The 14,366-nt window shown below is 40.9% G+C and carries 10 protein-coding genes; 2 read left to right on the top strand and 8 right to left on the bottom strand.

What is annotated here, in order from left to right:
• Nucleotides 1-137: 137 nt before the first annotated feature.
• From QZ562_RS03500 to QZ562_RS03490, 3 genes are all read right to left on the bottom strand, one after another.
• Complete coding sequence (locus QZ562_RS03500) at nt 138-1,058, bottom strand: SDR family NAD(P)-dependent oxidoreductase (protein ID WP_293756956.1); 921 nt, start codon at nt 1,056-1,058, stop codon at nt 138-140.
• 90 nt (nt 1,059-1,148) lie between these two features.
• A complete protein-coding gene (locus tag QZ562_RS03495) occupies nt 1,149-1,613 on the bottom strand; it encodes a MaoC family dehydratase (protein WP_293756954.1) in 465 nt (154 codons plus the stop codon).
• A 34-nt stretch (nt 1,614-1,647) separates the two neighbouring features.
• Nucleotides 1,648-3,498 carry a class I adenylate-forming enzyme family protein gene (locus QZ562_RS03490; RefSeq protein WP_293756952.1) on the bottom strand — a complete coding sequence of 617 codons (1,851 nt, stop codon included), beginning with the start codon at nt 3,496-3,498 and terminating at the stop codon, nt 1,648-1,650.
• A gap of 323 nt (nt 3,499-3,821) precedes the next feature.
• Between QZ562_RS03490 and QZ562_RS03485 the strand changes: the two genes are divergently transcribed.
• Both QZ562_RS03485 and QZ562_RS03480 read left to right on the top strand, forming a co-directional pair.
• Nucleotides 3,822-5,093: a TetR/AcrR family transcriptional regulator gene (locus QZ562_RS03485; protein ID WP_293756950.1), complete on the top strand. Its 1,272-nt coding sequence runs from the start codon at nt 3,822-3,824 to the stop codon at nt 5,091-5,093.
• A gap of 239 nt (nt 5,094-5,332) precedes the next feature.
• Nucleotides 5,333-6,283 carry a PEP-CTERM sorting domain-containing protein gene (locus tag QZ562_RS03480; protein WP_293756949.1) on the top strand — a complete coding sequence of 317 codons (951 nt, stop codon included), beginning with the start codon at nt 5,333-5,335 and terminating at the stop codon, nt 6,281-6,283.
• Between the two features lie 297 nt (nt 6,284-6,580).
• Here the strand turns inward: QZ562_RS03480 and QZ562_RS03475 are convergent, their stop codons facing one another.
• The 5 genes from QZ562_RS03475 to QZ562_RS03455 form a co-directional block, all read right to left on the bottom strand.
• Nucleotides 6,581-8,086 (bottom strand): BCCT family transporter, encoded by a 1,506-nt coding sequence (locus QZ562_RS03475; protein ID WP_293756947.1) that lies wholly within the window; start codon nt 8,084-8,086, stop codon nt 6,581-6,583.
• Nucleotides 8,087-8,101: 15 nt separating this feature from the next.
• The gene (locus QZ562_RS03470) at nt 8,102-9,664 is read right to left on the bottom strand and encodes a carboxylesterase family protein (protein ID WP_293756945.1); all 1,563 of its coding nucleotides are present in this window, start codon (nt 9,662-9,664) and stop codon (nt 8,102-8,104) included.
• Between the two features lie 90 nt (nt 9,665-9,754).
• Entirely contained in the window at nt 9,755-10,744 is a 990-nt protein-coding gene (locus tag QZ562_RS03465) for an NADPH:quinone reductase (protein ID WP_293756943.1), read from the bottom strand.
• 95 nt (nt 10,745-10,839) lie between these two features.
• A complete protein-coding gene (locus QZ562_RS03460; protein WP_293756941.1) occupies nt 10,840-11,637 on the bottom strand; it encodes an SDR family oxidoreductase in 798 nt (265 codons plus the stop codon).
• A gap of 103 nt (nt 11,638-11,740) precedes the next feature.
• Nucleotides 11,741-14,182 carry a TonB-dependent receptor gene (locus QZ562_RS03455; protein ID WP_293756940.1) on the bottom strand — a complete coding sequence of 814 codons (2,442 nt, stop codon included), beginning with the start codon at nt 14,180-14,182 and terminating at the stop codon, nt 11,741-11,743.
• Between the last annotated feature and the right edge of the window lie 184 nt (nt 14,183-14,366).

Raw genomic sequence — 14,366 nt, 5'->3', positions numbered from 1 at the left:
TACCTTCACCTGCCTTATAAAAAGTGATACATGTTGGTGGGTACAAAACAGCTTTTGTGAATTATGCCAGAGGTTTTAATTCTGGCATCTTGATAATCAAGCTATTTATTTCGATATCATTTGTGTAATACAGCCGTTCATTTAGGGCTCAAATCCACACCCAACGAGGCCGCCGCTTTAGCGACATATTTGTTAGTTTGCATCCAACCAGCTTTCAGCTCTTCTGCATTAGTTTGGTCTTCAAGGGTATCCCAACTGGCTAATAGGTTTTCTGGTGTTTGTTGCTCGGGCGATAAATAAATACCGTCAGTTTCTTTGATGACAGCTCTGGCATATCCCCCTGCTCCGCATCCCAAAATAGTGCGATTAGGTGCGTTGTTAGCCACTAACGCTAACAACCCAGTAGTAACCGATTCTACTGTCATCAGTTCCAATACACGTTTGTCTTTAATCAGCTCTTCTGTCATAGCTGTTCGGGCTGTAGGTGATAAACAATTGACTTGAATATTATTTTTTTGCCCTTCGATACATAAGGTATTCATTAACCCTACCACTGCCATTTTAGCTGCACCGTAGTTGGCTTGACCAAAGTTACCGTATAATCCCGAAGACGAAGTGGTCATGACTATGCGTCCGTAGTTTTGTTGCTTCATGATCCCCCAAACAGCTTTACTGCAATTAGCAGACCCTATGAGATGCACATCAATCACCAGTTTAAAGTCTTCTATGGGCATATTTGCAAAGGATTTGTCCCTCAATATGCCGGCATTATTAACTAAAATATCAATACGGCCCCATTTTTCCATGGTCTGATCCACCATGGTCTGCACTTGTTCCATATTGGCAACATTGGCTCCATTTGCTATCGCTTCGCCACCCGCCTTTTCAATTTCAGCTACTACGGCTAACGAACCCTCAGACAATGTTCCATCTGTTGCAGCCAAATCATTGACCACCACTTTTGCACCTCTTGCTGCCAAAGCCAATGCGTGAGAGCGGCCTAAACCTGCGCCTGCGCCTGTCACTATTGCTACTTGGTTGTCGTATCTAATTGTCATAAGGTTCTCAAATATTAAAGGGTTAATGTAAAGGGTTAATGTGAAGAGCTAATGGAAAGAGCTAATCGATAAGGCGAACGTACGAGTATTTTACGGATTAATGATGGTCATAGTTAGCCATTGTGCAGTCAGTGCTGGTTTGTCCGACGAATCAATCTCAATAGTCACATCCCAAGAAAGCAAGAATTGCCCAGGTCTTTTTTCAAACACGTTAACCAACAGCATATGTCCCCGAATTTTGCTATTGACGTTTACAGGCTGTAAAAAACGAATTTTATCAAAACCATAGTTTAATCCCATCAGAGTATTTTCAATATTAATCCCAGCGTCATAGGCAACGGCCGACAACAAAGATAGGGATAAAAAGCCATGGGCAATAGTGCTGCCAAAAGGTGTCTGCTTTGCCTTAACGGGATCAATATGAATAAATTGATGATCGTGAGTCGCATCAGCAAAGGTATCTATTTGCTCTTGAGTAATAGTAAACCATCGTGACAAACCGGTTTCTTTCCCAATATAGTCAGTTAAGTGTTGTGCTTGCGTTGTAATTGCCATAGAAAAATCCTATATCTGTTCGATTGTTGAATGCTTAAACCAAATTTTGATAATGGGCTTTTAACCCTCGTTTGTCGATTTTACCCGACCCTAGGCGGGGTAACTTTTGCTCCACCAACCAAATTTTACTTGGCACTTTAAAGTGAGCAATCAAATCTATAAGAAACAACTTTAGACTGTCTTCGTCAATTTCTGCCATACTTTTAACGTAGACAATTGCCCCAGGCTGTTCTCCCAAACGATCATCTGGTAAAGCAAACACTGAGGTTTCAATAATTTTAGGGTGCTGATACAGTGCAGATTCAACCTCTAAACAAGATATGTTTTCACCACCTCGAATAATAATATCCTTGATCCTGTCCACAATATAAATAAATCCGTCTTCATCTAAAAACCCAAGATCACCTGTCTTAAAATACCCATTTGAAAAAGCAGCGTCTGTCGCCGCATCATCTCGCCAATAACCACTAATATTAGCAATACTTTTTATCGCAATTTCACCAATCTGGCCTTGAGGCAATGATTGATTAGTATCGTTAAAAATCTGCACGTCGACAATAGGCGGCGTAGGTAAACCCGCACTTGTTGGTTTGGCTAAATACTCAACTGGACCATTGACTGCGCCCAATGCATTGGTTTCAGTTAGGCCATATCCACAGCTAGGGTTACCTTGGGCAAACGACTGACATATTTTTCGAACATGTTCGGGTGCTCTTGCCGCGCCACCCGCACAAATGTCCAATAATGACGTTAAATCATATTGGTGTTTTTGTGGATGATTCATCAACTCCATAGACATAGTGGGCACACCATTAAAATATGTCACGCGTTCTTTTTCGATAAGTATTAAAGCCAGCTCAGCATCCCAATAAGGCATCATTATTGTTTTACGACCAATCAACATGGATAACAAAAACAAAGTGTGGCAACCCGTCACATGGAATAGCGGCACTGTCATCAATGCCGCTGGAGGATATGCAGGCTCAACATTCGCAGTACCATTCGCTATACCCGCGGCGGCCCCCAGCATAAGCCAGGTATTTAAGGCGGTTAATATACTTTCATGAGTGGAAACTGCACCTTTGGGGAAACCGGTAGAACCAGAGGTATAAAATATACTGGCAGTATCGTTAGGCAGAACATCATCTGATGAAATTTTAGCTGTAGTGGAGTTAGTACAGGTTTTGTTTTGGGTGTGACTTGCGATAACACTTTTCTTTTCAACACTTTTCTTTTCAACACTTTTCTTTTCAACACTTTTCTCAGTAACACTTTTCTCAGTAACACTTTTCTCAGTAACACTTTTGATTTTGCGCATCAAACACAGATCATTACCTTGTTGCTCATTGGGCCTAGCTATCAGACACGGCAGGTTAATTTGTTGAAGTGACGCTTGAAGTATGTTGTAACGTTTATCGTCTGTTATCACCAGAAAAGCCTGAGAATGCTGAATAACATGCAACAACTCTTGTTGCGACCACCATGCATTAATAGGCACAGCCACAGCCCCAAGCATAGTGATGCCCATGAAAGAAACCAGCCATTCCGGATAATTACGCATAGCGATAACCACTTTATCGCCTCTTTTTATATTGTATTGGACTCTTAACACTTCACGAAAAGATAGGGCTAGTTGGTATAACGTTTCAAAGCTATAACGCTCATCTTGGTAAACCAAAAAATCCGCTTGCCCATGTGCATCAGCAGCCTTTTTAAACATGTCTCCCAAATTATTGGGTAATGTTAAAAATGCGGGATAAGTGACACCGTTTCGTTCCTTGTTGAATACCTCAAAGACCCCTTTTGGTGCTGTAATATTATAAATTTCCTTAACGACTGACTTCGCAGAGGCCTGATCAATAAAAATATCCTGATTTTGCAGCATTGTTTCTACATTCCAGCAAATGACCAAATCCATATCAAAGCAATAGTCGATAACCGCCACACCGCTTTAATTAGAAATTAAAGATCTAAAATTCAATAATTTGAACTTACAGTATGTTTATATAACTATCAAGTATACTTTAAATTAAAGTTAATCAATTGTTATCTGTTCTTGGTATTTCTTGAAGAAAAATCGTCAGCAAAAAGTGTTTAGATGAGAAACAAATATCTTAATGTAACCTAGCCGTTGTGCATTTAAAGTAGATAACATACACTTTAAATTGAACTTTGAGTATAATTATTGACTAGGTCTAAACGATAGATATGCCCCCATTGCACCACAAAAAAATAAGCTCACCTTTTAGTAAAACAAATCAGCATGATCAAAAGTACAAAACGATATTATCTGCTGCTTCAGAGCTATTTAATGTCTATGGCACCCGCGGCACAACGTTAATTCAAATTGCAGACAAACTTAATTTGACTAAAACCAGTCTCTATTATTATGCAAAAAATAAAGAAGAGCTGGTTCATCAATGTTACTTAAACACGTGTATTGAGCTGCAAGCCATGATAACCAGTTCAAAGGATACTGACGGCTCTGCAATGAACAAAATAGAACACCTGCTGCGATTAAATTTCGAATGCTTAAACGGCATTATTAATGGCAGTCGCGGTCACCTGGCCGGTTTCACTGAAATATCCTCTTTATCAAGCCAACATAAAACAGAGATTTCTGAATTTATTCGCACATTTGTAATGCAAGTGATGCAGTTAATGGAGCAAGGACAAATCGACGGCAGTATTCAAAACGTGCACCCCGCGAAGACGGCTAGTGCCCTATGGGGTGCCATATTTTGGCTTCCTGTTTGGTTGCACTCAGTTAAAGATGAAAGCCGAGAGGACGCTTACCTGCAATGGTTATCTATCATTAAATATGGCTTAAATAATCAAACCTCGGCATTAAGTTTTACTGTAACTGACCTTGCCAAAGAACAAGTGGCTCCTGCAGGCTTTGATAGAAACCAACAAAATAAAATAAAGCAGGAAGCCTTCTATCGTGTTGGTTCGATATTCTTCAATCAAAAAGGATTTAAAGGCACATCTTTAGATGAATTAGCTCAATCACTAGGTGTTACCAAAGGTGCTTTTTACTACCACATCAAAAATAAAGATGATCTGCTTATCAAGTGTTTTGAGCGTACTATTAATATTGAAAGTCAGGTATTAGAAGACTCATTAGCGATAGATAACAATGGCTTAGAAAAATTAGCTTACGCAGCACAAAAACTCTTCAGTATTCAGGTAGGTGAACAAGGCCCTTTAATTCGATATGCCAGAATGTGGTCTTTAGAGATTGAAAAAAGACAAGAAATGGAAATCACTACCAGTAAAATAAGAGACCTATTTGGCGACATCATCCAACTAGGCATAGACGATAAAAGCATTAAACAAGTTGATTTACTGGTAGCAGAAAACATCATTGCAGGTGCCATTGAGTCAATTCCTGATCTTGGCGACTCCATCGGTGAAGATAACGTTTTAGGAGACTCAGCAGACTTCTTTCATATCTTTTTTAACGGCATTGCAACCTAGCCTTTGACAACCTATTTTACTCATTCAAATATGTTGATTAATGTATCAATCGACACACTTTTAGCCTTAGTGTTCCTCAATTATTTAACTTGATATCCCTATTTTTTTTATTCCACTTAAAAATACAGATTAAAGAGACAACAATCTAAATAGTTACTGAATAGTTACTAAATAGTTATATTGTATGAATTGAGTTTACTGGTTACTCTCATCCAATAAAAATATCCAGAGACTTAACGATGAAACCATTAATTACGACTGTCGCCACAACGATTCTTATGGTGAATAGTGCTTTTACTAACGCTGATATTAATACCGAAACGAGCGTGTTATTTATTGGGAATAGTTTTACATATGGCTATGGCTCTGCCACTAGATACTATCGTGCTGACTCGGTAACCGATCTAAACAATCACGGTATTGGTGGAGTACCAGCACTTTTTAAGTCTTTCAGTGAACAAGCGGGTCTTGATTATGATGTTTACTTAGAAACAAGAAGCAGCAGTGCGCTCGACTTTCACTTAGAAAACAAGCTGGCTGTCATTGGTAAACAACCATGGGATCAGGTTGTGATGCATGGCTACAGTACCTTAGATAGCAAAAAGCCAGGTGATCCGGCAATGCTTGTTGAGACCACAGTGAAATTGTCAACATTCTTGCAGCAGTTGAACCCAAACGTCGAAGTATTTCTGAGTGCAACGTGGTCCCGTGCAGATTTAATTTATCAGGCTGACCGACATTGGTCAGGCACACCTATCTCAAAAATGGCATTGGACATACGTGCTGGTTACGACTTAGCTGCAGCCGCCGCGCCCGCAGTTAAAGCAGTGAATGGTGTGGGTGAAGCTTGGACCCGGGCAATGGTATTAGGCATTGCCGATACCAATCCGTACGATGGAATCGAGTTTGGAAAAGTCAGTCTATGGTCTTGGGATTATTACCATGCCAGCACTCATGGTTACTACCTTCAGGCTTTGGTAGTGTTTGGTAATCTGACAGGTTTAGATCCTCGTTCACTTGGTAGAAATGAATGTTCTGGTTTCGAACTTGGCATGTCCCGCCATGCAGTAAACATGCTACAACAGGCAGCCTTTGAACAGCTTGTGAGCGAAAGTAAAGTAAAGGCTGCGCCCTTAATAATATCTAAATCCGTTTACCCAAAGCGTTGTGCCTTAAATAAACCAGAATAACTTAGACACCCATTTCAATTTAATCAGTGTGTAATTGAATACGTAAATCTATCGGTAAACTATCGGTGTCGATAAACTATCGGGGTCAGATAGTTTTGACCCTGATAGTTTTCGCCGATAACTTTTGATAGTTTACCGATTCATCATTCTATTCAACTGCTTCAACGAACCAGCCTCCGCAGGTGCATAACCATTTTGATGAAGCTTTGATAAGAAATATTCCGAAATAATAAAGACAATAGCCCCAGCCGACGCGGAGCTAATGGTAAAAACTAAGTGGGTGCTTGTTAATTTGACTTAACTCGTCCCATAATCTTGTTTTAATGAACTCAAGAACGAGTAAGTCATTATCATATATACAAACAAAATAGGTAATGACACCACTAAAACAGCCGTTTGTGCAACCTTGAGGCCGCCAACATACATTAAACAAATAGGCAGGAGTGCCAGTGCCAAAGCCCAAAATGTCCGGTGTAAGCGATGAGGATCTTCCCCAACAGGTAGTTCAGCCGTAGCGCTACTGGCAAGAACATAAGAAGCCGCATCATAAGTTGTCGCTACAAAGATGATACAAACCACACAGAATAAGCCTATAACAATATTAGATAATGGTAACTGTTCAAATACGGTAATAATCGCTTCGGGTATCCCACTTTCATTCATTAACACTATCACATCCAAATTACCTGAAAGTTGTTGATATAATGCAAAATTGCCAAAAATCATATAAAACAACGAGCCCCCGATAGTCCCGAATGTGAGCATACCAACAGTGACTTCTTTAATGGTTCTGCCCTTTGATATACGGGTAACGAAAATGCCAACAAATGGACCGAAAGCAACCCACCAAGCCCAATAAAAAACAGTCCAGTTTTCAACAAAATTAGATTCTGTAAATGGGTCTGTCCAGGTATTCATTTGGATGAAGTTTTGTAAAACAGTGCCTAGACCACTTATACTTGATTTGAAGATAAATACCGTTGGGCCTGCAAATAGAAGAAATGCCAGCAATAAGAATGATAACCAAACATTAGCTGAACTGAGCCGTTTCATCCCTTTTTCTAATCCAAAATAAACACTCGTGGCAAATATCATGACGCACACGCACACCACAATTACTTCAAGCGAGAAATTTGAGTCGATACCAATCAATCGTGCTATACCTTCGGCAATCAAAGGTGTTGAAAAACCCAAAGATGAACCCGCTCCACCAATCAACGCTATCCGAAAAAGAAAATCAATAAAACGTCCTGCGACAGAGTTTTCTTTGCCTCCCAACACATGATGACAACTGATACTGAACTTTAACATTGGAATTTTTTTAACGTAATAAGGATAAGCAATCGCTAACGTGGGTAAACAATAAAACGCCCATGCGCTTATCCCCCAATGAAATAATCCATACGATGATGCCCACTTAGCCGCTTCTGTTGACATTGGCTCTACACCAAACGGTGGAGATTGGTAATAGAAAGCCCATTCAATTGTCGCCCAATATAATAATCCAGCGCCAACGCCCGCGCAAAATAACATGCCACTCCACGCAAAATTATTATATTCCGGTTTATCATCTGCATCACCGAGTTTAATACTGCCATATTTGCCAAAAGCCAACCAAAGAAGTAACGGTAATATCGTCGCGGCAAGAAATACATATAGAAAGCCAAAGTTACTGCCTATGTATTCATAAGCTTGTTGCATCACTTTTGACGATAATTCTGGCGCCATCATTAAAGGTACTGTCATCAACAACATGACAGCAATGGTGGCGATAAAACCGGGTTTATCAATTCGTTGATTCAACTTAATTCTCCTTTATTATTCTTCTTCTTTTGCGTTTTGCTGTAGGACGGGAAATATTTTCTGACAATTTGAGAAATCAGGTGCCGAGATTGTCGATATGTGGGCCGATAACGCGAGCACTTTAGGATCCTTTTCATCAAATTGCGGCCAATGAGGCAGATCAGTCGATGTTGGATCATTAGGATCGCCACTTTTAGCAAAATTAGTCCAATAGCTTACCATCGCCTTTGTTAGCGCAGTGTCGTCATTGTTCGTTGTGAGCCAGTCATCATGACTATCAAACACATAAGGGATCTCTGCGCCATGGTAAGCCTGGAGCTGGTCGCCGCCATTACCCGTTCGAACACGCTTAAAGCGATAAATATAAGCACGTTTATCTGACTTAACGATTTGCTGTGCATAAGCATAACCCGGACACACCATGTCAATTAGGGTAGACGCTTGATCATGTCCATGGGCAATGCTTTGCTCTTGTTGCGCACGATCTTTCAATATATTTTGGATGTCTTTGGGGTAGGAATGGATCATTTGAGATAATTCTTCAGGAGAATTATCCAAATACATTAACCATTCATCTTGATTGCTACCAATCAGTAGATCGACCTGCAACTTCCGGCTAAACAGTAAATTTAAGGCAGTATCAGGGAGCACATAACCGTCGACGGAAGCACCATAGTAATACTCTGGAAAGTCTTGTTTGGCTTTATTAAACAGGACGGTTGCAGATGCTTTTTTTAGTGTCGACAGTGAACGGTCGTTGACATCAATGGAGTGGGCTAAGTCGTGACCAAATGTTTGTTGGTTTTTTAATGCAGTATTGTTCCACAATTGGAAACCACCACTTTGGCTGATGGCACGTTGAAAAAGACCATCCGCCAAGGGTGACAAAATCAAGTTGCCAATATTTGCCGCTCCAGCTGATTCTCCAAAGAGTGTTATATTTGAACTATCACCACCAAATTGCTCGATATTTTTATTGATCCAGCTTAATGCTTCGATTTGATCTAATAAACCAAAATTTGCGGACGCATTGTTTTGCATTAATTCAGGGTGAGAGAAGAAGCCAAACACACCCAAGCGATAGGCGATACTAACGACTATAACATTCCCTTGTTGCGCAAGCTTAGCGCCAATATAATTTTGCTCGTATGACCAGCCAGCCTTATTACTGCCACCATGTACCCAAACCATGACAGGTAATTTTTTATCTTTACTCAACAGTGGCGTCCAAATGTTTAGGTAAAGGCAATCTTCACTAAAGCTTGGATCAGTGAATTCCTCAGGAGACACACCGAAGGCAGCACCCAGCTGCTGATACCATTGAGTATTGTAGCTATCTTGAAAACATGCATGGGCAAACTGAGTGGCTAACTGTTTACCTGATCGTGGTTGATGTTTTTCTGGTGCTTGCCAACGACTATCATCTAACGGAGGCGCAGCATACGGAATACCCTTAAAGGCAGCAACTGCTAGTGTTTGATCTGTATATTGCCCAATCAATATTTCATTGCCAGCGGTTACTTCAACTGAGAGTGACTCGTTGGCAGCGCACACGTGGCAAAAAATAAACAAGGACATTGTAATAGGTAGGCCCCTACCCAAAAAACACATAAATCTGATAGGGAGTAACGATGTTTTTATCATGAGTTGGGGCCTTTTAACTATAATCTACGCATCAATATCAACAACAACACAGCCGCGCAATCCATTTCCCTCTATTAACGCATGACTTTTTGCCATTTGTTGAAAAGGCAGTACATGCGTCACTCTGTGTTGCAAATGCCCTTCAGCTAAGGCCTTGTAAATGTCGTCGATAGCTTGCTGTTTCGCTAATTCTGGCATGGCATAGACAATAGTCATGCGTATAGTGAGATCCATAAACATCATCTGCAAAAAAGGTAACGTGGGTTCTTTGATTTGGGTATTCCCATAAGTGGCAATCACGCCACTGGTGCGAATACATTTAAGGACTTCAGGCAAGTTAAAGCCAAAATCAACATCAATCACCCGATCCACTTTTTCACCATCGTTCACCTCTTGGGCTTTATCACCCCAGTTAGCTTCACGATGGTTAACCACTAAATCAGCTCCAGCTTGAATGCAAGTGGCTTCATCTATTGGGTTACTTGCTGTTGCAATGACTTTTGCTCCTGCAAGTTTAGCCCATTGAATAGCATAGTAGCCAACCCGGCCAGCTCCACCGGTAACTAAAACCGTCTGGCCATCAACCGCACCATCTGATGAGACAACACGATGCGCAGTCATGGCAGGAATGCCTAAACAAGCACCTATCTCAAATGATGTATTGCTCGGTAACGTGGCCGCTCGCGATGCATCAATGGCGACATATTCAGCTGCTGTGCCTAAAAGGCGAGCATACTGCGCCTGATAAACCCAAACGCGTTCGCCAATTCTACTTTCAGAAACGCCTTGGCCAACGGCCTCGATAATACCTGCACCATCGCTATGCGGGATCACATGACCATTATCCAGTAGGTTAGGAAAAGCGCCTATGCGCTTTTTAACATCTGAGGGATTAACCCCTGTGGTTTTTAATTTGACTAATACCTGACCATCTCCAGCAATCGGCTTGGGTTGCTCACCTATTATGATTGTATCTGATGCAGCACCAAACTTTTCAAACCAAGCTGCTTTCATTGTTTTCTCCCATTTTTAACCACATCCCACTATGTTGCGCTCAGCTATATTTAATGAATCAATCAGAACCGATTAAACCCAACCATGCATAATATTTAAAATTTACTAGATAAACTTTCGGTATGCCCATCAATTCCAATCGCCTGCCCAGAAAGACTAGCCCCCAGTGTAGAGCTTAAAAATATGGCCATATTGGCTATATCATCTGGACTGACAAAAAGCCGAAGTGAACTTTGTTCTGCGTAGATATCTCTTACCACATCCGGTGCTACCCCACGTTTTTCGGCATCAAGACGGATAACATTGTCAATCCGCTCTCCTTTAACACTGCCAGGGCATAGTGCATTTACGCGAATATTATGTGGCCCTAACTCCATCGCCCATGTTTTTGTTAAACCAATCAGTGCCCATTTAGATGCGGCATAAGGCGAGCGCATCGGAAAACCAAAAAAGCCAGCGTTCGATGAAATATTGATAATGCTGCCCGAGCCATTTGCCTTGAGTAACGGTACCGCAAACTTAGTGCAATGAAACTGTCCATTCACATCAACATTGATGGTACGTGCCCAATCGTCAGGATCAATGTCTTCAACCAATGCCGTCGGACCTGCTATCCCAGCATTGTTTACCAACAGGTCCAAATGTTGATAATGAGTCATCAAGTCAGCAAACATTTGTTTAACTTGAGCAACATTTGCAACATCTGCTACCGAGGCTGTTGCACTAGGATTTGCTTCAAGAAATTCAGCTACAACCTTATTATTAATGTCGCAAACATGTACTTTACAACCATATCCTAAAAATTTTTCGGCTATTTTACGGCCAATGCCGCTGGCGCCAGCGGTAACGAGCACAACATGCTCCGGGCCCAACCCGTTATTTACTTCAGTCATTAGAATGTCCTCATATTACAAAAAATACGCACTTGAAATTAGGAAGATACAGGTGCGCGTCATGCTGGATTTATTGAACCCGTCAAGACGCGCAACCAGAGATTTATTCAAATAACATATGAAATCTTATCCCTACATTTCGAGGTCTGTTGACTGTTACAGTGCTATCGTAACTTGCGCCACCACGAGACAGCTGAGCACGTTCATCGGTCAAGTTATCGACATACATATTGACTCCCCAGCCATCCATATCTATTCCTGCAGACAAATTAACAATACTGTAGCTGTTATTGACATCACGAAGGTCTAGGTTTACATCACTGGTTTTATACTTGTAGATATCACTGTATGTCTCGCCAACATAGGAATAAACAATTTGCGCAAAGCTATTATAACCACCGATAACAACGTTATAACGACTGGTTAAATTCCCCTTAAAATCAGGCACGTTGGGCAGTGCAGTGCCGTCAGGTGACAAGTTACTGCCTACTAATAAATCAGCTGCCAACTCAGCTTGATTAAAATTAAATGCTGCAGTTACCGTCCAGTCTGGAGTCAGTAAATAGGTAATATCTGATTCTATGCCGACAATTTTTGCTTCGCTGGCGTTGACTGTTAAGCCAACAGGAGAACCATATGATGAATCATAGCGAGTAAATTGCATATCATCCCATTGCATATGGTAAACAGCGCCATTCCAACGAAGATTATTATCCAGCCACATTGTTTTCCAGCCTAGCTCCGTATTGGTGACAAAGTCAGATTTATAGATACGCGCTACCAGATCTGTTTCATCTCTGTTTATGCCACCAGGGCGATAACCTTCTGACCAAGTAAGATAGACCATCTTTTTATCATCAATTTTATAGGTTAAATTGAATTTAAAAATACTATCACTATCCTCATCTTTACTATCAACGTTAATAATAGGGAAGCCAGGCGCAATGGCGCCATAACCCGACACTCCGACTAAATTACTTTCATTTTCAAACCATCTCGCACCCAGTGTGGTGGTGAGTTGATCTGTAAATGCATAGCTCACTTCACCAAACAATGCCGACTGCTTATCTGCACGCTTTTGATCCGTTAAATACCAAAGATTAGGCACGCCAAACTGTCTAAAGTCAGAGCCTTGCGCCATCCCATCCATTATCCATTCTTGACGGTAATCATGACTGGCATCTTCGTAATATAAACCAACAATATATTGAAGCGGGTCGTTGTCTGTTGATTGCAAACGCAGTTCATGAGTATTACGTTTATATTGATTATCGTCATTGTAAAAAATAGCCATACTGGAACAATCTACATCTACATCTGCAGTACCATAATATTCACAGCCATAATATTGGATCCAACTAGTAGAAAAATAGTCAGCATAGTCAGAGTAATCATTAAAGTACTGCACATCTCGGTCCATAAATGAGCCCGCATAGACGAGACTAGAAGAACCAAAATCACCCTCTATCGTTAAGGCTGCTTGACTAAATTCATCATCCATTGAATCAGGAAAATAACGCTGAACCTCTAAATCACCGACTTCACCACTAGGGTTTTCTGAGTCTTGAAACCATACACCTTCCGTCTCCTGCTTTTGAGTCAGGTAACTAGCTGTTGCAGTCCAGTCATCGTTAAGGTTGACTTTTAAAGCCACTCTAGCGCCGCTATTCGTTAATTCATTGAAATTTTCTTTTATCAGATCATCGTTATTTTCTTCAACCGTTGAGAAGTTTCCACCATCGGTGAACAACCCATAAGTCCTGGTGCCTGCTATATTATCAATGTAGCCGCCATCTTTTTTGGTCCAAGCAACTAAGCGGATTGCAGCATTATCACTGACTGGAAGATTCACAAATCCTTCTAACGAGTGGCTGGGATCGCCACTGTTGGTCGTGCCATAACTGACATCAACACCCCCTTCAAAAGTATCTACTTGAGGTTTATTAGTAATGATCCTGATAGTACCCGACTGCGAACTTGCGCCAAATAACGTACTTTGAGGTCCTGCAAGTGCTTCGACTCGTTCGATATCATAGATATGCAAATCAAGATTTCGCCCGATAGCAGTGACCGGTTGTTCATCTAGATAAATGGCAACACTTGGTTGAGAGCCTGATGCATTTCCACTGCCACCATCTGATGCGCCACGCATATAGACTTGTGACAAACCAGGCCCCGCTGATTGATAGGAGAGGCTGGGTAACATCAATGCGTAATCATCAAAGTTTTCGATTCCTAATTCATCTAACTTTGTCGCACCTAATGCCGTGATACTTAAGGGAGTGTCTTGAATATTTTCAACACGCTTTCGTGAGGTTACTGTTATTGTCTCGATCCCCTGAGACGTCTTTTTATCAGCTGTTTTGGTTTGAGCCGTATCTACCACTTGTGCATTGGCGCTGGGCATCACTGCCATGCCGCCAACCATCAACGCTGACAATGCAATACCTTGAATCTTTTTGTCGTTAATGGCATCACGTATTGCCACCATTATGGGATTTAATTGAATAGACTTTGATTTGTTTTTTAGATGCTTATTGGTCATTGTGTGTACCTTTTATAATATGTATATCAAACAAGTCACAAATCCCAAAAAAGTAGAAAGTAGACTCGTAATATCACTTTGGATAGCCAACAAATTATTAACATATCCTTTACAATTATTTAATGGTAACAATGGGGTTGCATTCAAAACAAACGATTTTATCTCTCCTACTGTTGAATAAAAC

This window comes from uncultured Paraglaciecola sp. (assembly GCF_913058035.1).
Taxonomy (GTDB): Bacteria; Pseudomonadota; Gammaproteobacteria; order Enterobacterales; family Alteromonadaceae; genus Paraglaciecola.
The sequence above is the reverse complement of the archived record's forward strand: the minus strand, read 5'-3'. Positions and strand labels throughout refer to the sequence as shown.

What these genes read in the sequence shown, in the direction of transcription:
- QZ562_RS03500 (WP_293756956.1), bottom strand. Translation starts at nt 1,058, where the DNA reads ATGACAATTAGATACGACAACCAAGTAGCAATAGTGACAGGCGCAGGC.
- QZ562_RS03490 (WP_293756952.1), bottom strand. Translation starts at nt 3,498, where the DNA reads ATGCTGCAAAATCAGGATATTTTTATTGATCAGGCCTCTGCGAAGTCA.
- QZ562_RS03460 (WP_293756941.1), bottom strand. Translation starts at nt 11,637, where the DNA reads ATGACTGAAGTAAATAACGGGTTGGGCCCGGAGCATGTTGTGCTCGTT.
- QZ562_RS03480 (WP_293756949.1), top strand. Translation starts at nt 5,333, where the DNA reads ATGAAACCATTAATTACGACTGTCGCCACAACGATTCTTATGGTGAAT.
- QZ562_RS03465 (WP_293756943.1), bottom strand. Translation starts at nt 10,744, where the DNA reads ATGAAAGCAGCTTGGTTTGAAAAGTTTGGTGCTGCATCAGATACAATC.
- QZ562_RS03455 (WP_293756940.1), bottom strand. Translation starts at nt 14,182, where the DNA reads ATGACCAATAAGCATCTAAAAAACAAATCAAAGTCTATTCAATTAAAT.
- QZ562_RS03495 (WP_293756954.1), bottom strand. Translation starts at nt 1,613, where the DNA reads ATGGCAATTACAACGCAAGCACAACACTTAACTGACTATATTGGGAAA.
- QZ562_RS03485 (WP_293756950.1), top strand. Translation starts at nt 3,822, where the DNA reads ATGCCCCCATTGCACCACAAAAAAATAAGCTCACCTTTTAGTAAAACA.
- QZ562_RS03470 (WP_293756945.1), bottom strand. Translation starts at nt 9,664, where the DNA reads ATGTCCTTGTTTATTTTTTGCCACGTGTGCGCTGCCAACGAGTCACTC.